This window comes from Lactococcus muris (assembly GCF_042849115.1).
In the GTDB taxonomy this organism is placed as follows: Bacteria; Bacillota; Bacilli; order Lactobacillales; family Streptococcaceae; genus Lactococcus; species Lactococcus muris.
On sequence record NZ_BAAFQO010000003.1, the window covers coordinates 142,629 to 162,214 of the forward strand.

Consider the following 19,586-nt stretch of genomic DNA (forward strand, 5'->3'; position numbering starts at 1 on the left):
GAAAGGAGATAGATTATAATGACAAAAGTATCATTATTTAAACAAGACGGCACACAAGCTGGTGAAGTAACACTTAACGATGCAGTATTTGGTATCGAACCAAACGAAGCTGTACTATTTGATGTCGTTCTTTCACAACGTGCTAGTCTCCGTCAAGGTACACACGCTCATAAAAATCGCTCACTTGTATCTGGTGGCGGTAAAAAACCATGGCGTCAAAAAGGAACTGGACGTGCCCGTCAAGGTTCAATCCGCTCACCACAATTCCGTGGTGGTGGTACTGTCTTCGGTCCTAACCCACGCAGCTATGCTTACAAACTTCCACAAAAAGTACGTCAGTTGGCCCTCAAGTCAGCATACTCACAAAAAGTTATTGACAACACACTTGTTGCTGTTGACGAACTGAACTTCACGGCACCAAAAACTAGCGAATTTGCTAAGGTTCTTGAAGCTCTTTCAATTGAGCGTAAAGTACTTGTTGTTCTTCCTAATGAAGGTAACGAATTTGCAGAACTCTCTGCTCGTAACCTTAAAAACGTGAAAGTATCGACTGCTAACTCAGTAAGCGTACTCGATCTTGTAAACACTGACAAAGTTCTTGCTACGCAAGCAGCTCTGTCTCAAATTGAGGAGGTTCTTGCATAATGTCTCTTTATGATGTAATCCGTAAACCAATTATTACAGAAGCTTCTATGCAAGCAATGGATCAAAAGAAATACACTTTTGAAGTAGATGCTCGCGCACACAAACTCCTTATCAAACAAGCTGTTGAAGCAGCATTTGAAGGTGTTCAAGTTGCATCTGTAAACACAATCAGCGTTAAGCCTAAAGCTAAACGTGTGGGTCGTTATACAGGTTTCAAGCCTGGCTATAAAAAAGCAATCGTCACTTTGACTGAAGGTTCAAAATCTATTGATCTCTTCGGCGAAGGCGAAGACGCAGAATAATAAAGGAGGAAAATCGTGGGAATTAAAGTTTACAAACCAACCACAAACGGTCGTCGTAACATGACTGGTAGCGATTTTGCAGAAATCACTACAAGTACTCCTGAAAAGAGCTTGCTTGTAAGTCTTAGCAAAAAAGCTGGTCGTAATAACCTTGGCCGCATTACAGTACGTCACCACGGTGGCGGACACAAACGTAAATACCGCTTGGTCGACTTCAAACGTACAACTGATAACGTAAAAGCTAAAGTTGCTACTATAGAGTATGATCCAAACCGCTCAGCTAATATCGCCCTTATCGTATACGAAAATGGGATTAAGTCATATATCCTTGCACCTAAAGGTCTTGAAGTTGGTATGACTGTTGTATCTGGTCCTGAATCAGACATTAAAGTTGGTAATGCATTGCCACTTGCTAACATCCCAGTTGGTACTTTCATCCACAACATTGAGTTGAAACCAGGTAAAGGTGGACAGCTCGTACGTTCAGCTGGTACGTCTGCACAAGTCCTTGGTACAGAAGGTAAATACACACTTGTTCGTCTTCAATCAGGCGAAATGCGTATGATTCTTTCAACTTGTCGCGCTACAGTTGGTACAGTTGGTAACGAGCAACACAACTTGATCAACTATGGTAAGGCTGGTCGTACACGTTGGCGTGGTATTCGTCCAACAGTTCGTGGTTCTGTAATGAACCCGAATGATCACCCACACGGTGGTGGTGAAGGTAAACAACCTGTTGGTCGTAAGTCACCAATGACACCATGGGGCAAACCAGCTCTTGGTCTCAAAACGCGTAACAAAAATGCACGTTCTAACAAACTTATTGTTAAACGTATCAACGATAAATAATTTTTCAATATGCTTACAGATGTAAGCGTTGGAAAGATAGTCCTGAGGCGCTTTCTCGGCGTCTTGCTAAAATTGATAAAATTTGTCAACTTTAGCAAGATGTCGAGAAGATGTCTATATTTTATCCGCCAACCTGGCCCTGGCAGCCAGCGTGGTATCAAATTTAAAGGAGAACTCAAAAATATGAGTCGTAGTCTTAAGAAGGGGCCTTTCGCTGATGAGCATTTGATGAAAAAAGTCGAAGCTCAAGAAAACGCCGAAAAGAAATCTGTGATTAAAACTTGGTCACGTCGTTCTACAATCTATCCTAATTTTGTAGGACTTACAATTGCTGTTTACGATGGACGCAAGCACGTTCCTGTTTATGTTCAAGAAGATATGGTTGGACACAAATTAGGTGAATTTGCACCAACTCGTACATACCGTGGTCACGCTGCTGACGACAAGAAAACTAGACGTTAATAGGAGGAGAACAAAATGGCAGAAATTACTTCAGCTAAAGCAACTGCAAGAACAGTTCGCGTTTCACCTCGTAAAACTCGTCTGGCTACAGACTTGATTCGTGGTAAACGTGTTGCGGATGCAATTGCAATCTTGAAATTTACACCGACTAAAGGTGCTGCAGAAGTTCTTAAAGTAATGAACTCAGCTATTGCTAATGCAGAGAATAACTTTGGTCTTGAAAAAGCTAACTTGGTAGTTAGCGAAACTTTCGTCAACGAAGGACCAACAATGAAACGTTTCCGTCCACGTGCGAAAGGTTCAGCTTCACCAATCAACAAACGTACTAGCCACATTACAGTAGTAGTGGCTGAGAAAGAATAAGGAGGTAAAATCGTGGGTCAAAAAATTCATCCAATTGGTATGCGTGTTGGCGTTATTCGCGACTGGGATGCCAAATGGTATGCTGAGAAAGAATATGCGGATTACCTTCACGAAGACTTGGCTATTCGCCAGCTTATCCAAACAAAACTTGCTGATGCTTCAGTCTCACTTATCGAAACTGAACGTGCGGTAAACAAAGTTATCGTTACTTTGCACACTGCAAAACCAGGTATGGTTATCGGTAAATCTGGAGCTAATGTTGATGCACTTCGTGCAGAACTCAACAAGCTTACTGGTAAACAAGTTCACATCAATATCGTTGAGATTAAACGTCCTGACTTGGATGCTCACTTGGTTGGTGAAGGAATTGCTAAACAACTTGAAGCACGTATCGCTTTCCGTCGTGCTCAAAAACAAGCTATCCAACGCGCTATGCGTGCAGGAGCTAAAGGGATTAAAACTCAAGTATCTGGTCGTTTGAATGGTGCGGATATCGCCCGTGCAGAAGGATACTCTGAAGGTACAGTTCCACTCCACACATTGCGTGCGGATATCGATTACGCTTGGGAAGAAGCAGACACTACTTACGGTAAACTCGGCGTTAAAGTTTGGATCTACCGTGGTGAAGTTCTCCCAACTAAAAAATCTGCGAAAGGAGAAAAGTAATCCATGTTAGTACCAAAACGTGTAAAACACCGCCGTGAATTCCGCGGTAAAATGCGTGGCGAAGCTAAAGGCGGTAAAGAAATCGCATTCGGTGAATATGGTCTTCAAGCGACTACATCTCACTGGATCACTAACCGTCAGATTGAAGCAGCCCGTATTGCTATGACGCGTTACATGAAACGTAACGGTCAAGTTTGGATTAAAATCTTCCCTCACAAATCATACACAGCCAAAGCTATTGGTGTGCGTATGGGTTCAGGGAAAGGTGCTCCTGAAGGTTGGGTATCACCAGTTAAACGTGGCAAAATCATGTTTGAAATTGCTGGTGTAAGTGAAGAAGTAGCACGCGAAGCTTTGCGTCTTGCCTCTCACAAACTTCCAGTCAAGACTAAATTTGTAAAACGAGGTGACGCAGAATGAAATTGAACGAAACAAAATCACTTCTCAAAGATCTCCGTGCTTTGTCAATCGACGAATTGGCTACACGCGAAGCTGAATTGAAAAAAGAATTGTTTGAACTTCGTTTCCAAGCTGCAGCTGGTCGTCTCGAAAACACAGCGAAACTTGACGAAGTGAAGAAAACAATTGCACGTGTTAAAACTGTGCAACGCGAATTGACTAAATAGATCGGGAGAAATACATAAATGGAACGTAATCAACGTAAAGTTTATCAAGGCCGCGTGGTTTCAGACAAAATGGATAAGACTATCACCGTTGTCGTAGAAACTAAACGTAACCACCCAGTCTATGGTAAACGCATTAACTACTCTAAAAAATACAAAGCTCATGACGAAAACAATACTGCCAAAACTGGTGATATCGTACGTATCATGGAAACTCGTCCACTTTCAAAAGACAAACGTTTCCGCTTGATTGAAATCGTTGAAGAAGCTGTAATTATCTAAGCTATACTAGGAGGAAAAAAGCATGATTCAAACAGAAAGCCGTTTGAAAGTTGCAGATAACTCTGGTGCCAAAGAAATCTTGACTATCCGTGTACTCGGTGGCTCAAGCCGTAAATTCGCTGGTATTGGTGATGTTATCGTAGCTACAGTAAAATCAGCTGCCCCTGGTGGAGCTGTTAAAAAAGGTGAAGTTGTTAAAGCTGTTATCGTTCGTACTAAATCTGGTGCTAAACGTCCTGATGGATCTTACATCAAGTTTGATGAAAACGCAGCAGTTATTATCCGTGACGATAAAACACCTAGAGGAACACGTATCTTTGGCCCAGTAGCTCGTGAACTTCGTGAAGCTGGTTATATGAAGATTGTTTCTTTGGCACCTGAGGTTCTCTAATATCTAGAGGAGTTCGTAAATAAAGGGGACATTGTCCCCTCTGTTTACGTCAAAACTAATAAAACAAGAAAAATCTAATTTCGCATTTATAAATTCACTTCTATCTTGGATAGAAATAGTCCCCTACGCTGTAGGGTGCCCATAGGGCGTAAGAAAGGAATATCAAATGTTTGTAAAAACTGGAGATACTGTAAAGGTTATCGCAGGTAAAGACCGCGGTACAACAGGTAAAGTTATCAAAGCTTTACCAAAAGTGAACAAAGTCATCGTTGAAGGTGTTGCTATCGTGAAGAAACACCAAAAACCAGACGCTGTTAATCCAAACGGCGCTATCCTTGAAATTGAAGCACCTATCCACGTTTCTAACGTACAAGTGCTTGATAAAAACGGTGTAGCTGGTCGTGTTGGTTATAAAGAAGTTGACGGCAAAAAAGTTCGTTTCAACAAAAAATCAGGCGAAGTCCTAGACTAAGACGGGAAGGAGAAAGAATATGGCTAATCGTTTAAAAGAAAAATACTCTAACGAAGTAGTACCAGCATTGACTGAAAAATTCGGTTATACTTCAATCATGGCAGTGCCAAAAGTTGAAAAAATCGTGCTTAACATGGGTGTTGGGGATGCAGTGAGCAACTCAAAAAACCTTGACAAAGCCGTTGCTGAATTGGCTTTGATTTCTGGTCAAAAACCATTGATTACTAAAGCTAAAAAATCAATTGCGGCTTTCCGTCTTCGTGAAGGGCAAGCTATCGGTGCGAAAGTAACGCTTCGTGGCGAACGTATGTACGAATTTTTGGATAAACTCGTAACTGTTTCTCTTCCACGTGTACGTGACTTCCATGGTGTATCAAATAAAGCATTTGATGGACGTGGAAACTACACACTTGGTGTGAAAGAACAATTGATCTTCCCAGAAATTTCATACGATGATGTTGATAAAGTACGTGGTTTGGATGTTGTTATCGTAACAACTGCGAATACTGACGAAGAATCACGTGAATTGCTTGCTAAACTTGGCATGCCGTTTGCTAAATAATAGGATAGGAGAATAACTAATGGCTAAAAAATCTATGGTTGTTAAAAACCAACGCCCTGCAAAATTCTCAACGCAAGCCTACACTCGTTGCGAACGCTGCGGACGCCCGCATTCAGTTTACCGCAAATTTAAACTTTGCCGTATCTGTCTTCGTGAGTTGGCTTATAAAGGTCAACTTCCAGGCGTTAAGAAAGCATCTTGGTAATTTGAATTTTATATAAAGGGCATCTCTTAGAAATTCTGCTCATGCCCAGACAATTCTTAGAAGGAATTGTAGCTCTAACATATAAAAATTTCTTCCCTTTGAGGGAAGTTTTTTTCTTTTATAAAAGCTGTTATAATATCACTTCTGAATAAAATTAAAATAAGATATACTTAAGATGAGAAAAAATGAATCTGAAGGGATAAAGTGAAAATGAGGGATAAGGCATGACCATCTATGATATCTTTTTTTTGTTAGGAGGCTTGGGACTCTTTTTATATGGAATGAGCTTGATGAGTGAGGGCTTGAGCTTAGTTGCAGGGTCAAAACTGAAAAACATCTTACGCCGACTAACACGTAATAAATGGTTGGGTGCCTTCTTTGGGTTCATTATTACGGCGATAATTCAGAGTTCGACAGCAACGACTGTTATGGTATTGGGATTTATCGACTCCTCATTAATGTCTCTTAGTCAAGCCGCAGGTGTGATTATGGGTGCTAATGCTGGAACGACTTTGACGGGTATACTGTTCACATTTAATATCCAAGATATTGTTCCTTTTGTTATTTTTCTCGGGACAATAACAACTCTTTTTGTTAAACGCAAAACCTTTAATCATATGGGGTTAATTTTGCTTGGCTTTGGTCTTTTGTTTTTAGGTCTGAATCTTATGAGTTCTTCGATGGTTCCCTTACGGGAATCGGCTTTTATGGCAGATTTATTTGTTCATACTCAAATGCCCCTGATTGGTCTCGTTGTCGGTTTCATTGTAACGGCGTTGATTCAAAGTTCAACTGCCTCAGTTGGTATTCTATTGACCATGGTGGCCGCAGGAGTTGTTGTTGATCTCCAGCAAGCGATTTTTATTTTATACGGCTTTAATGTGGGGACAGTTGTGACGACCTTAGTGGCGTCTATACGTGGTAATAAGACGGCTCAACAAGCAGCCATGGTTCATGTTCTGTTCAATGTTGTGGGCGCTTTGATTTTCACAGTTTTTACAGTTTTGCCCCTAGGTTTTGTTTCTTTTATTCAGAGTACTTCAGAAAATATTGCCCTTCAGTTGGTTTATGCACATATTGTTTTTAATGTTGCAACGCTGTTCATATTGCTTCCGGTGTCTAAATATATAATTCAACTCTCTGAAAAAATTATTAAGGCAGATTCGGAGGAGTCTCCTCAGCTTAAGTTAAAATTTATCGATCGACGATTGATTTACTCGCCAGAGATTGAAGTTGAGCATATTCTTAAGGAGATTCAAAGGACCTTTGAGCTTGTGCATGAAGATTTTAAAGAAGCTACAAATTATAAGACAATAGGGAAAAAACGACAGGAAGTCTATTTGCTGTCTAACGAAGCCTTAATCGAATATTTGGTCAAGGAGATTAACAGAACACTTACTAATGTAAATACGGTCAAGTTGAAAGAAGAATTTGCTATAACCGTTGGAATCTGTTATAAAGTTATTAATTATTTGCGCCAAATAGAAGAACAAGCTAAAGATATTGCGCTTAGCCTGCAACGCTATGAGCAACCTGAAACTATAGATGATAGTGGCAGAGAAGAGGGAGAGTTAGCTATTCATCTGGTTATGGAAGCGATAGTGCCGTTAGTGGATAGAATGCTCTTACAGATTTATGAGTTTTTAAAGGAAAAACTGTACCAAGAAGATAAAAAATTAGTGCAAGATATTGAGAGATTGGATCAAGAGATATTGAATCTTACACAAATTAATAGGGATTTACTCAGAGCAGATTTTGAAGATATTCGGATTTTTAATAGTCTCCGTCGTATCAGTGCAGACGCAGTAAGTATAGCAGTAACGTTAGAACATAAGAGGTGAAAAGAGCACGAAGATAGCTCTTTTTTTGTCATCTATAGTAGCACATTCAAGAAATGCTAAACAGCTTTTACCGACTTATTACATACAATGAGTAGTACATTTTATACATTTATAAATAAAATATTTGATTCAAAAAATTAATGCCTTTTATTAAATTAATTTATTTTACAAATTAATGATTGTGCGGTAAGATATAAGTATAAAGGTAATACGAAAGGAAGTACAGGAATGAAAGTCACAAATAGAAAAGTAGTAGTTATAGGCACAGGATTTGTTGGGACAAGCATTGCCTATTCGATGATTAATCAAGGGATTGTCAATGATTTGGTACTTATAGATGTGAACCAAGAAAAAGCAGAGGGAGAAGCACTGGACCTTCTAGATGGTATTTCATGGGGGCAAGAAAACATTAATGTAAAAGCCGGCGGCTATGAAGAATGTAAGGATGCCAATGTTGTAGTTATCACTGCAGGTATCAATCAACAGCCGGGTCAAACGCGATTAGAACTCGTGGATACGAATGCAAAAATTATGAAATCCATTGTTCATGAGGTGATGAATTCGGGATTTGATGGTGTGTTTGTCATTGCTTCTAATCCTGTAGATGTATTAACTTATTGTGCTTGGAAAGCTTCAGGTTTACCAGCATCAAGAGTAGTAGGTACAGGCACAACATTGGACACCACTCGTTTCCGCAAAGAACTTGCGACAAAACTTGAAATTGATCCTCGAAGTATCCACGGCTATATTATCGGAGAGCATGGAGACTCAGAAGTCGCAGTTTGGTCGCATACAACAGTTGGTGGTAAACCAATATTGGAATTTATCGTTCAAAATAATCGCTTAGAAGTTGCAGATTTACAAATTTTATCAGATAAAGTAAAAAATGCAGCTTATGAAATTATTGACCGTAAAAAAGCAACTTACTATGGCATAGGTATGAGTACAGCAAGAATTGTAAAAGCTATTTTGAATAATGAGCAGGCTGTTTTACCTGTATCTGCTTATCTCGAAGGCCAGTATGGAGAAGAAGGACTATTTACCGGTGTACCTTCAGTTGTAAATCAGACAGGAGTTAGAGAAATTATTGAGTTAAATATTGACCCTCAGGAACGCCAAGCATTTAAAAAATCTGTAAAACAGTTACGCGATGTTATTGAAAAGCTGGAGTGTAAAGATTAAGTTTTATTCTGCTTCCCTTACTTCTTTGTCTGCACACTTTCTGACTTAAAAGCTGAGATAATATAGGGTTTATTCAAACTTACGCATCTTCAAGAAAAGTAAAGGAAGAGTCTGGAAGAATTTGATAGAAAAAAGGGGACAAAAGTCCCCAACAAGAAAAAAACTGCTTAACCGCGCGTATAAGAATGCTGCTGTTAAGCAGTTTTTCTTTTGCTTTTTATAATTTTAAAAATTAGACAAAAGGCAGAGAACGGCGGAAAATGTCTAATTCGGGATTGTTAGTCACTGTGGCTCAAACACCGACTCAGCTTGTGTTTGAGTGTTCTCGATTGATGTCTTTCTTCTACATAACTTAATTCTTTAAATCGTGCATAATCGCCATCTTAGTTTAGAAGATTAGGAGGATTTTTTTAAATTGCTGTGTTTTCCATGGAGAAACACCCGAACCTATTGACATGATACAAATATTTTGATAAAGTATATAGGTTCGGTCTTTTAAAAAAGACCTCATTAATTTGAAAGTGGGATTGAACAAACCCAAACTACAAATAAGGAGAAATTACATTATGGTAATGACAGACCCAATTGCAGACTTCCTCACACGTATCCGTAACGGAAACATGCGTCGTTTCGAAGTTGTTGAAGCACCTGCTTCAAAAATTAAGCGTGAAATCGCAGAAATCCTTAAAGCTGAGGGTTATGTGAAAGACGTTGAGTATGTTGAAGATAACAAGCAAGGTATTATCCGTGTGTTCTTAAAATACGGAAAAAACAACGAAAAAGTTATCACTAACTTGAAACGTATCTCTAAACCAGGTCTTCGTGTTTACGTGAAATCTGATGAAGTACCACGTGTTCTTAACGGACTTGGTACAGCAATCATCTCAACTTCTGAAGGCGTTGTGACGGATAAGGTTGCACGTTCTAAGAATATCGGTGGTGAAGTTCTTGCTTACATCTGGTAATCTCTTACTGGTAAGCAGAAAAACATTATAATTGTGAAAACAGGCAGTAGAAATACTCTTGATAATTTAACAGAAAAGGTAAAAAAAACATGTCACGTATTGGTAATAAAGTCGTTGTTTTACCAGCTGGTGTAACAGTTGAACAAAACGGCGCAACAGTAACAGTTAAAGGCCCTAAAGGCGAATTGACTCGTGAGTTTTCAACAGCAATCACGATGGAAATCAATGGCTCTGAAGTAACATTCAAGCGTCCTGATGACTCTAAAGAGATGAAAACTATTCACGGCACTACTCGTGCAAACTTCAACAACATGGTTGTTGGTGTAAGTGAAGGTTTCCGTAAAGAACTCGAAATGATCGGGGTTGGTTACCGTGCACAACTTCAAGGTTCAAAACTTGTATTGGCTGTTGGTAAATCTCATCCAGATGAAGTTGAAGCTCCAAAAGGTATCACTTTTGAAGTTCCAGATGCTACACACATTAACGTTTTGGGCTCAGATAAAGAAGTCGTTGGTCAGACAGCAGCTTATATCCGTAGCCGTCGTGCACCAGAACCATATAAAGGTAAAGGTATTCGTTACGTTGGCGAATTTGTACGTCGTAAAGAAGGTAAAACTGGTAAATAATCTCTTGAAGATTATAATCCGTCATTTGGTGAATATAAGTTTGCCAAAATTCTGCTTAAGCAGAAACTTCCCGCTTGCATTTTTTGCAAGAAAATCGATGGCAAAAACTATCGAAATATAAAATATTAAAAGAGGTAGAATTGTGATTTCTAAACCAGATAAAAACAAGCTCCGTCAAAAACGCCATATTCGCGTTCGCGGAAAAATCTCAGGTACTGCTGAGACTCCACGTTTGAATGTTTTCCGTTCAAACACAAATATCTATGCACAAGTTATTGATGACGAAGCAGCTGTAACACTTGCATCTGCATCATCACTTAAATTGACTGGTACTAAAACAGAACAAGCAGCTGAAGTTGGTAAACTTATTGCAGAAGCTGCTAAAGCTAAAGGCATAGAAGCAGTTGTATTTGACCGCGGTGGTTATCTCTATCACGGACGTGTCCAAGCACTTGCAGAAGCTGCACGTGAAGCTGGATTGAAATTCTAAGGAAAGGGGTAATCATTAAAATGGCTAGAAACGAAGAAGTTAAAGAATTCGAAGAACGCGTTGTTGGAATCAACCGTGTTACTAAAGTTGTTAAAGGTGGACGCCGTCTCCGCTTTGCCGCACTTGTTGTAGTTGGTGACCGTAATGGTCGCGTAGGTTTCGGTACTGGTAAAGCTCAAGAAGTTCCAGAAGCAATCCGTAAAGCTATCGAAGCAGCTAAGAAAAACATCATTACAGTACCTATGGTAGGAACTACTGTCCCTCATGAAGTGCTTGGTGTATTTGGCGGCGGTAAGATCCTTATCAAACCAGCTGTAGAAGGTTCTGGAGTTGCCGCAGGTGGTGCCGTTCGTGCCGTCCTCGAACTCGCAGGTGTTGCTGACGTAACATCTAAATCATTAGGTTCAAACACAGCAATCAACGTTGTTCGTGCAACAGTTGAAGGTTTGCAACAATTGAAACGCGCTGAAGAAGTTGCGGAACTCCGCGGCAAATCAGTAAGCGATTTGGCATAAGGAGGATATCATGGCTCAAATCAAAATTACATTGGTAAAATCACCAATCGGCCGTATCCCTGCACAACGTAAAACTGTTGTTGCACTTGGCCTTGGTAAACTTGGTTCATCAGTTGTGAAAGAAGACAATGCAGCACTTCGCGGCATGGCTAACTCAATTTCACACTTGGTAACAATTGAAGAAGTTAAATAATAAGTAAAAAAGTTCAGATTATCTGAACTTTTTTTGTGAAAAATTGTAAATATTTTCAAACTGGAAAATTAAATAAGTAAAAATATACAGTGAATTTTAGGGTATAATTATTTCCAATGGCCGTAGCGTACCCAGATGTGAACATCTAAATAGATTAGACTTTACTAAGGGATATGTTTTCTACTCTGTAAAGAATAGCCTCTTTTTTGTTGAGTAATGGCCTGTCGTATTATGAAATGTGGAAGGAAGAAAAAATGAACAAACGTATTTTTACACTTGCAGCAGTCGTCTTTGCATCAGTAATCGTACTTGCAGGGTGTGGAGGACGACGTGCAGAAAAAATGCAAGGCGAAACAGCTCTTAAAGCAGCCTTAGTCTTAGGTAATGATGGCGTAGATGATCGCTCGTTTAACCAGTCGGCTTGGGAAGGGCTACAAGCTTGGGGGAAGGACAATGGTTTGTCTAAAGGGAAGGGAATTAACTATTTTCAGTCCAATTCTCCAGCTGAATTTACATCAAACTTTAATTCGGCTGTTTCAGGCGGTTATGATTTAATTTTCAGTATTGGCTTTGTTTTGCAGGAGGCAACTTCTCAAGCTGCGCAAAACAACCCGGATACAAAATTTGCTGTTATCGACTCTGTAATTGAAGGTAAAAACAATGTTGTTTCTGCCACTTTTGCGGATCAGCAATCTGCTTATCTGGCTGGTGTTGCGGCAGCTAAGACAAGTAAAACCAACCACGTAGGTTTTATCGGCGGTATTAAATCCGATGTTCTTGCAGCCTTTGAAAGTGGATTTACAGCGGGAGCTAAGTCTGTAACTCCAGATATCAAAGTGGATGTACAGTATGCGCAATCTTTTACAGATGCAGGTAAAGGAAAAACAATAGCTTCAGCAATGTATGCGAGTGGGGCAGATGTTATTTACCAAGCAGCTGGTAGTGTAGGTGCTGGACTGTTCACTGAGGCTAAAAATCTGAATGAAACAAAAAATGAAGCAGATAAAGTATGGGTTATTGGTGTTGACCAAGACCAAGAATATTTGGGCGGCTACACTTCTAAAGATGGGAAAAAATCAAATTTTGTTCTTGTTTCTACAGTGAAAGAAGTTGGAAATGCAGTTCAGGATATCGCAAGCAGAACAGCAAAAGGCAAGTTCCCAGGCGGTGAAAAACTCAAATATGACCTATCCAATGGTGGCGTAACACTTGCGCGCGACAACGCTTCTGATGAAGCATGGAAAGCCGTTGAAGCAGCAAAAGCTGATATTGTTTCGGGTAAAATTGTTGTTCCTGCAAAATAATTATAGAAATAACATGCGTGCTCTCACGCTTTTTATGCCAATAATGCCCTCTTTTTTGAAAAATTTGCATTTCCAGAGCAAATTTAGTAAAATGGAGAAGGTTTAAAAGCCCAAAATTAGAAAAAGTACAGGCGAGTCAAACTCCATCCTTCCTTAGAGTGGAGCAAGGCGTCAGCATTGTACAAAATAAGGAGAAAACATGAAACTTCATGAAATGAAAGCTGCAGAAGGCAGCCGTAAAGTGCGCAACCGTGTAGGTCGTGGTACTTCATCTGGTAACGGTAAAACATCTGGTCGTGGACAAAAAGGTCAAAAATCACGTTCAGGTGGTGGCGTACGTCCTGGTTTTGAAGGTGGGCAAACAGAGTTATTCCGCCGTCTTCCAAAACGCGGTTTCACTAACGTAAATCGTAAAGAATACGCAATCGTAAACCTCGATACTTTGAACCGTCTTGGCGATGGAGCAGAAGTTACAGCTGAAACACTTGTAGCTGCTAAAATCATCAAAGATGTTAAATCTGGTATCAAAGTTCTTGCTAACGGCGAATTGACAGTTAAAAACCTTAAGGTTAACGTTGCGAAAGCTTCTGCTGCTGCAAAAGCTGCTATTGAAGCTGCTGGTGGTTCTGTAGAAACTCTTGAAGCAAAATAATTCAATTGGCGGTTGTGGATCAACCGCTTATTTTATAGGATTAATATTTAAGAAAGTTTAGAGGGAAATTATGTTTTTCAAAACTCTAAAGGAAGCCTTCAAGATAAAAGATGTGAGAGCGCGAATCATCTTTACCATCTTTATTCTTTTTGTCTTTCGACTAGGTGCACATATTACAGTGCCGGGAATCAATGTTGAAAACTTGAATGCCCTAAGTGACTTACCGTTCCTGAACATGATGAATTTGGTTTCAGGTAATGCCATGCAAAACTACTCACTGTTTGCCATGGGGGTATCGCCTTATATCACAGCTTCAATCATTGTCCAGCTCTTGCAAATGGATATCTTGCCGAAGTTTGTCGAATGGTCAAAACAGGGGGAAATTGGACGCCGTAAGCTTAATCAAGCGACACGATATATTACTCTAGTTTTAGCTATGGCTCAGTCTATTGGTATTACTGCAGGTTTCCAAGCGATGAGTTCGGCAAATATCGTACAAAATCCAAACTGGCAAACTTATCTGATGATTGGTGTTATTTTGACGACGGGGTCAATAGTTGTTACTTGGATGGGGGAACAAATCAATGAAAAAGGATTTGGCTCAGGTATCTCAGTCATTATCTTTGCAGGGATTGTTTCAGGTATTCCAAGCGCCGTACACGAAGTTTACACAGAATGGTTTGTAAATGTACGTCCAGGTCAAATTCCAACATCATGGATTATGTTGGCTATCCTAGTTATTGTATCTGCATTGATTATTTACTTCACAACATTTGTACAACAAGCTGAACGTAAAGTACCTATTCAATATACAAAGTTGACACAGGGTGCGCCAACAAGTTCATACTTGCCACTTCGTGTTAACCCAGCTGGTGTTATCCCAGTTATCTTTGCGGGGTCAATTACAACAGCTCCTGCAACAATTTTGCAGTTCTTGCAGCGTGCCCAAGGGAACAATGTGGGTTGGCTTAATAGCTTACAATCTGCTCTTTCATACAACACATGGACAGGAATGCTGTTTTATGGTTTACTGATTGTTCTCTTTACCTTCTTCTATTCATTTGTACAAGTTAATCCGGAGAAGATGGCAGAAAACCTGCAAAAACAAGGGTCATATATCCCATCTGTTCGCCCAGGTAAGGGAACGGAAAAATATGTTTCAAGCTTGCTTATGCGCTTAGCCACAGTTGGTGCTCTTTTCCTTGGCTTTATCTCGATTTTGCCAATCGTTGCCCAAAACATTTGGGGCTTGCCAAAGATTGTTGCCTTGGGAGGAACCTCTCTCTTAATCTTGATTCAGGTTGCGATTCAAGCAGTTAAACAGCTCGAAGGCTATCTTTATAAGAAAAATTACAAAGGATTTATGGATAATCCGATTGAGGGCTAGTGAACTTCTGGCGTTGTGACTGAAGTTATCTATGCCCTACAACTCAAAAATATACTAAGGCTTTCATTTTACCTTGGTATATTTTTTTATTTTGATTTCCATATGATATAATAAAAGAGTAATGAGTTTTAGATGAGAAAAAGGAGAGAAACATGAGTGATAAAGGGAAACAAAAAAAGAACAAACGGCTGGCAATTTCTCTAGGTATTGTTAGTCTTTTGGGCTCCCAAGTTGCAGGGTCTATCGCTCCAGCTTTCGCGCAAACAGCTCCTCTTTCTCACGAGGCTTTAAGCCAAGAAGCACAACAAACGCCCCTTGCCCCTAAAGATATATTGCTTGGAAGTCAGCAGATTAATGCGATTTTCCCTGATGCTAGATTGGCAGCGGCTGTTGCTTATCGTTTGCAAAAAGTTCCTACAGACTTTGTCACTCAAACTGACTTGAACAATATAACCACTTTACAACCTACATCTGGAGCACCGATTGAGGGAATTAACAGTCTGGAAGGCATACAGTTTCTCACACGGATGACGACTTTTGGGATTACAAATGGTAATCTTTCTGACGTTAACAGTTTGGTTCCGCTTGAAGGCTTGGCAACTTCTAGTTTGACGAGTTTGAATCTAGGCAGCGCCCGAATTACAGACATTACTTCACTGGCTAAGTTGACACAGTTACGCAATCTGTCATTGGTAACCAACCGCATTGTCAATATCGAAGCGATTGGTGCATTAAAGGAGCTGAGGAGTCTTAACCTCACAAGTAATCGCATCGTAGACTTATCGCCCTTGCAAAATCTCCCCAGCGATGTTTTGACTGACCTGACCTTGAGTGAAAATACAGGACTTGGTGCAGGGACGACAGTCAATGCTGCGCTCTCCCATTTTACAGCACTCACGCGTTTAACACTGGCAAATGCAGGTATATCAAGCTTGGCCCCCGTTGCTGCCATGAATAGTCTGACCTACCTTTCTGTGGGGCGCAATCAAATTGACGATGCAGGGCTTCAAGCGGGAAATCTGTCTGCCAAGACAAATCTTACAACGCTTTACTTAAGAAATAACATGATTACTGAAGCAGGATTAGCAGAACTTTCGGGCTTGTCCAACCTGGTTTCACTTTACCTTTCAAACAATCTTATCTCTGATCCTCAAATTGGGGCAGCTGCACCATATGCTTTAGCTCCTTTGTCCTCACTTACAAGCCTGAAGACACTTGAACTTAATAACAATATGTTGCGTAGCCTGGCTCCTCTCCAAACTTTGAGTGGCTTGGTCGATCTTTCAGCAACTGGGCAAACTTGGCGGAAGGTAGAAACGAACCGAGGCCAGGCCCCCAATGAAACTGTTGGGATTTATAACAAAAACAGTATGTTTCCAAGTGACTCTGAACAATTAAGCATCGTTCAGGGCTCTGGGAGCATCGTATTTGATACGCCACCTTTGCGTGTACTCTGGCAAACGCTCGGAGACAACACATTGGAGTGGGTGATGCCCTCTGGTTTAGGCTCAGGGATTTTCTCCGGTTTAGCCGTGTATCCAACTCTGGGAGAAGTGGGAGAGCCCAACCCTGAACTAGGACCTATCAATATGCTTTTTCCTGACCCTGGTTTAGCTCAAGCCGTGGCTGATGTACTTGGCTTTGATGTGACACACATATTGACACAAAGTGAGGCGGACAGCATTGAAACTTTAGATGCTTCAAGCCGAAGTATCAGTAAGCTCAACGGCTTGACGCTTCTTCGTCGTCTTATCACACTTGATTTGTCTGATAATGACTTGAACACAGGAAGTCTCACTTTCTTTGCAAATGTCCCTACAGGCAGTTTGCAAAACTTGGACACCATCCTTCTTGATCAAAATCACCTCAATGATTTAAGAGCCTTCTATCATTTTCGAGGGGGAAATATCGGCGGACTCACTCTTTCAGCCTTAGATCAGCGTATTTATCTTGCGGATGTCAGCCACCGTGAAGCAACAGCTTTTAGCATTTATAACTTGCAGGAGCTTCATGATCGGACCAGTCTAGCCTTGGATCAGGTGCCGGAAGGCAGTCATATCGCTGAGCAGCTTCTTTGGGATTATATAGGTGAAAACCAAGCTGCCCACTGGACGGCACAAAATATTGAAAATATCGCATCCGGTCAATTTTCTGGTCAGGTTATCCAAACAGTTACTCCAAATCAATTTGATGTTCCTATTAATCAAATTTTTTCTGACCCAAAAGTTCAGGAAGCTATTGCAGCTGCGTTGACAGAAGGGCGGGATCGCCCTTCCCCAATACCTCCTGTTGCAGTGACGGATTATACATCAGCTGCAGAGTTGGCCCTGCTAGGTCTTGAAACAGCAGGGAATAAATATCCCAGAAAGTTGACATTGGATGGCGTCGCGCTTTTGGACGGACCAAATGTTCTTGGAGGTGGTGAGCATTATGTGGGACTTGCTACTCTCCCTAATCTCCAAGAATTGACGTTGACTCATGCGACAGTGACAGATTTTTCAACTCTGACTCATTTGCCCAATATGACGCATTTGACTATCAATGCAACAGCTGGCGTTGCTAATGCCATGGAAATGTTTAATCACCCTAATCTAAACTCTCTTCGTCACCTAACTCTGAATCAGAACGGTATCACGGATGTCTCGCAGCTGAGAGCACTTTCTGGATTGAACACCCTGACACTCAACCATAACCAGATTGCGAATCTGGGAGTTCTGTCCCGGCTTCTTCAGCTAGCCTCTGGTTTGACAAGTATTGTGGCAGAGGAACAAAGTCTTACGCGTCCTGCTGTTCTGACTTTTACGGATAGCCCGACAGATGTCTTTAACATTGATGAAAAGGCAGTAGATGCGAGCAAATGGTCCATGACTCAAGGGCAAGGGAGTTTGCGAACCCAAGCAAGTCCGAGTCAAACATTTGTCAACTATAGTCAAGCTTTGGCAGATAACAAACTCCGTTGGGAGGAAAGTCAAATTTTTACCAGTAATCCACGTATTGAGGTTTCCTTTTCTGGTACAATCACACAAACTTCCTTACCGCAAGCTGCTCCGACAAAACCTGTGATTGATAGCCTAACAGGAAATTCCTCCGAAGGCTATGTGGTCACAGGGACAGGAAAAGCAGGAGAAACGATTCTTATCCATGATTCTGGAGGTAATGTCATTGCCACAACGACCGTCCAAGCTGATGGAACTTGGAGGGCGGAGATTTCTTCTGGAAAAGTAAGGCCGGGACAGATGATTTCGGCTGTCAGTAAAAATGCAGATGGAAAAATTTCTGAGGCTGTTCAAACAAGAATTCCAGAAGATTCTGAGACAGAGAAAACTGGACCACAGGAAGAAAGTCCTGTAGAGACAAAGGAAGAACAAAATCTTCCAGACTTAGGGGAGATAGCCTTGCCTGCCTTGGCTCTTGGAGGAAGCAGTCTTGTGGCTGCAGTGCTGCTTTGGCTAAAACAGCGCAAATCACAAATGAAATAATGAAAAGTCTTGTTTTAGGCAAGGTTTTTCTTTATTTATCTCCAGAAATACGATAAAATATTAAGGTGTAAAGATGCTTTTAGGACTGAAAAAGAGATTTTAGTGCCTATAGCAAACTTGTAATAAGAAAACAGGAGAAGAAAATGAACTTGCTAATCATGGGCTTGCCAGGCGCAGGTAAAGGAACACAGGCAGAATTTATCGTAAAAAACTACGGGGTAAATCACATCTCTACTGGAGACATGTTCCGTGCAGCGATGAAAAACGAAACAGAGATGGGCAAACTTGCCAAATCTTATATTGACAAAGGAGCTCTAGTTCCAGATGAAGTGACAAACGGAATCGTTAAAGAACGTTTAGCACAAGATGACATCAAAGCCTCAGGTTTCTTGCTTGATGGCTATCCACGTACATTTGACCAAGCAGAAGCTTTGGACAAGATGCTGGTTGAGCTTGGCATTAAACTTGATGCAGTCATCAACATTGAGGTAAACCCAGATATCTTGGTTGAACGCTTAAGCGGACGTTATATCTGTCGTACATGTGGTGCAACATACCACAAAATCTTCAAACCAACTAAAGTTGAAGGCACATGTGACGTTTGTGGTGGACATGATCTTTACCAACGTGCTGATGATAATCCAGAAACGGTTAAAAACCGTTTGGAAGTAAATATTAAGGAATCCGCACCTATCTTGGAACATTATACAGAGCTTGGCTTAGTCAAGACTATTGATGGGGGTCAGGCAATGGAAAAAGTAACGGAAGATATTCAAGAAGTTCTTGGATAAGATATAAAACTTATGAATCCGCTAATCCTATAAAGAAAAGAAGCTCCAACCGGGGCTTCTTTTCGCATACCTAAAAGCCAAGCCCCCAGCCAAACCACCCATCCTTTTCTCATCAAACACTCATTTCATTTGACCTTTTTTTTTATACTATAGACTCAGAAAGTAAACGTAACATTAGAAATACAAATGTAATGAAAAAGTCTAAACCAAACGTTACGTCAAAGGAGGAGTTTATGACACCAGAAAAGAAAAACCAGCGGCGGCTGCGCAACCTCGCGCTCCTGTCCCTCTTATTGCTCTTGGTAGGCGGCACCTTCGCCTTCCAAGCCTTCAACCAGC

General features: G+C 40.7%; 25 protein-coding genes. All 25 read left to right on the top strand.

Going from position 1 to position 19,586, the window contains the following annotated elements:
* Window positions 1-18: 18 nt before the first annotated feature.
* The 25 genes from rplD (at window position 19) to ACGHCK_RS03250 (ending at window position 19,247) form a co-directional block, all read left to right on the top strand.
* A complete protein-coding gene (rplD, locus tag ACGHCK_RS03130) occupies window positions 19-645 on the top strand; it encodes a 50S ribosomal protein L4 (protein ID WP_202229734.1) in 627 nt (208 codons plus the stop codon).
* Entirely contained in the window at window positions 645-947 is a 303-nt protein-coding gene (locus ACGHCK_RS03135) for a 50S ribosomal protein L23 (RefSeq protein WP_202229736.1), read from the top strand. The genes rplD and ACGHCK_RS03135 overlap by 1 nt, the downstream gene beginning before the upstream one ends.
* Before the next feature lie 15 nt (window positions 948-962).
* Entirely contained in the window at window positions 963-1,796 is an 834-nt protein-coding gene (gene rplB, locus ACGHCK_RS03140; RefSeq protein WP_202229738.1) for a 50S ribosomal protein L2, read from the top strand.
* 183 nt (window positions 1,797-1,979) lie between these two features.
* Window positions 1,980-2,258, top strand: a complete 279-nt coding sequence (rpsS, locus tag ACGHCK_RS03145; protein ID WP_003133742.1) for a 30S ribosomal protein S19 — start codon at window positions 1,980-1,982, stop codon at window positions 2,256-2,258.
* Between the two features lie 15 nt (window positions 2,259-2,273).
* Window positions 2,274-2,621, top strand: coding sequence for a 50S ribosomal protein L22 (gene rplV, locus ACGHCK_RS03150; protein WP_202229740.1), 348 nt, complete (start codon window positions 2,274-2,276; stop codon window positions 2,619-2,621).
* A 12-nt stretch (window positions 2,622-2,633) separates the two neighbouring features.
* A complete protein-coding gene (gene rpsC, locus ACGHCK_RS03155) occupies window positions 2,634-3,287 on the top strand; it encodes a 30S ribosomal protein S3 (protein ID WP_202229742.1) in 654 nt (217 codons plus the stop codon).
* Window positions 3,288-3,290: 3 nt separating this feature from the next.
* Window positions 3,291-3,707: a 50S ribosomal protein L16 gene (rplP, locus tag ACGHCK_RS03160; RefSeq protein WP_202229744.1), complete on the top strand. Its 417-nt coding sequence runs from the start codon at window positions 3,291-3,293 to the stop codon at window positions 3,705-3,707.
* Window positions 3,704-3,913 carry a 50S ribosomal protein L29 gene (gene rpmC / locus ACGHCK_RS03165; RefSeq protein WP_003133747.1) on the top strand — a complete coding sequence of 70 codons (210 nt, stop codon included), beginning with the start codon at window positions 3,704-3,706 and terminating at the stop codon, window positions 3,911-3,913. Before rplP ends, rpmC begins: the two co-directional genes overlap by 4 nt.
* Window positions 3,914-3,931: 18 nt before the next feature.
* On the top strand, window positions 3,932-4,192 hold the full coding sequence (gene rpsQ / locus ACGHCK_RS03170; protein WP_003133748.1) for a 30S ribosomal protein S17: 261 nt from the start codon (window positions 3,932-3,934) through the stop codon (window positions 4,190-4,192).
* Window positions 4,193-4,214: 22 nt separating this feature from the next.
* The gene (gene rplN / locus ACGHCK_RS03175) at window positions 4,215-4,583 is read left to right on the top strand and encodes a 50S ribosomal protein L14 (RefSeq protein WP_202229746.1); all 369 of its coding nucleotides are present in this window, start codon (window positions 4,215-4,217) and stop codon (window positions 4,581-4,583) included.
* 166 nt (window positions 4,584-4,749) lie between these two features.
* Window positions 4,750-5,055, top strand: coding sequence for a 50S ribosomal protein L24 (rplX, locus tag ACGHCK_RS03180; protein WP_202229748.1), 306 nt, complete (start codon window positions 4,750-4,752; stop codon window positions 5,053-5,055).
* Window positions 5,056-5,074: 19 nt separating this feature from the next.
* Entirely contained in the window at window positions 5,075-5,617 is a 543-nt protein-coding gene (gene rplE / locus ACGHCK_RS03185; protein WP_202229750.1) for a 50S ribosomal protein L5, read from the top strand.
* 19 nt (window positions 5,618-5,636) lie between these two features.
* Complete coding sequence (locus ACGHCK_RS03190; protein WP_003129946.1) at window positions 5,637-5,822, top strand: type Z 30S ribosomal protein S14; 186 nt, start codon at window positions 5,637-5,639, stop codon at window positions 5,820-5,822.
* Window positions 5,823-6,046: 224 nt separating this feature from the next.
* On the top strand, window positions 6,047-7,663 hold the full coding sequence (locus ACGHCK_RS03195) for a Na/Pi cotransporter family protein (RefSeq protein ID WP_271327893.1): 1,617 nt from the start codon (window positions 6,047-6,049) through the stop codon (window positions 7,661-7,663).
* A gap of 228 nt (window positions 7,664-7,891) precedes the next feature.
* The gene (locus tag ACGHCK_RS03200) at window positions 7,892-8,845 is read left to right on the top strand and encodes an L-lactate dehydrogenase (protein WP_202231547.1); all 954 of its coding nucleotides are present in this window, start codon (window positions 7,892-7,894) and stop codon (window positions 8,843-8,845) included.
* 566 nt (window positions 8,846-9,411) lie between these two features.
* Window positions 9,412-9,810 carry a 30S ribosomal protein S8 gene (rpsH, locus tag ACGHCK_RS03205; RefSeq protein ID WP_202231546.1) on the top strand — a complete coding sequence of 133 codons (399 nt, stop codon included), beginning with the start codon at window positions 9,412-9,414 and terminating at the stop codon, window positions 9,808-9,810.
* Window positions 9,811-9,899: 89 nt separating this feature from the next.
* The gene (rplF, locus tag ACGHCK_RS03210; RefSeq protein ID WP_202231545.1) at window positions 9,900-10,436 is read left to right on the top strand and encodes a 50S ribosomal protein L6; all 537 of its coding nucleotides are present in this window, start codon (window positions 9,900-9,902) and stop codon (window positions 10,434-10,436) included.
* 142 nt (window positions 10,437-10,578) lie between these two features.
* Complete coding sequence (gene rplR, locus ACGHCK_RS03215; RefSeq protein ID WP_202231544.1) at window positions 10,579-10,926, top strand: 50S ribosomal protein L18; 348 nt, start codon at window positions 10,579-10,581, stop codon at window positions 10,924-10,926.
* 20 nt (window positions 10,927-10,946) lie between these two features.
* Window positions 10,947-11,441 (top strand): 30S ribosomal protein S5, encoded by a 495-nt coding sequence (gene rpsE, locus ACGHCK_RS03220; protein WP_202231543.1) that lies wholly within the window; start codon window positions 10,947-10,949, stop codon window positions 11,439-11,441.
* Window positions 11,442-11,451: 10 nt separating this feature from the next.
* Window positions 11,452-11,634, top strand: coding sequence for a 50S ribosomal protein L30 (rpmD, locus tag ACGHCK_RS03225; protein WP_003134512.1), 183 nt, complete (start codon window positions 11,452-11,454; stop codon window positions 11,632-11,634).
* A gap of 254 nt (window positions 11,635-11,888) precedes the next feature.
* The gene (locus tag ACGHCK_RS03230) at window positions 11,889-12,938 is read left to right on the top strand and encodes a BMP family lipoprotein (RefSeq protein ID WP_202231542.1); all 1,050 of its coding nucleotides are present in this window, start codon (window positions 11,889-11,891) and stop codon (window positions 12,936-12,938) included.
* A 199-nt stretch (window positions 12,939-13,137) separates the two neighbouring features.
* Window positions 13,138-13,590, top strand: coding sequence for a 50S ribosomal protein L15 (rplO, locus tag ACGHCK_RS03235; protein ID WP_202231541.1), 453 nt, complete (start codon window positions 13,138-13,140; stop codon window positions 13,588-13,590).
* 70 nt (window positions 13,591-13,660) lie between these two features.
* Window positions 13,661-14,977: a preprotein translocase subunit SecY gene (gene secY / locus ACGHCK_RS03240; protein WP_251420298.1), complete on the top strand. Its 1,317-nt coding sequence runs from the start codon at window positions 13,661-13,663 to the stop codon at window positions 14,975-14,977.
* Between the two features lie 152 nt (window positions 14,978-15,129).
* Window positions 15,130-18,456, top strand: a complete 3,327-nt coding sequence (locus ACGHCK_RS03245; protein WP_271327894.1) for a leucine-rich repeat domain-containing protein — start codon at window positions 15,130-15,132, stop codon at window positions 18,454-18,456.
* A 143-nt stretch (window positions 18,457-18,599) separates the two neighbouring features.
* Entirely contained in the window at window positions 18,600-19,247 is a 648-nt protein-coding gene (locus ACGHCK_RS03250; RefSeq protein WP_251420295.1) for an adenylate kinase, read from the top strand.
* Window positions 19,248-19,586: the final 339 nt, after the last annotated feature.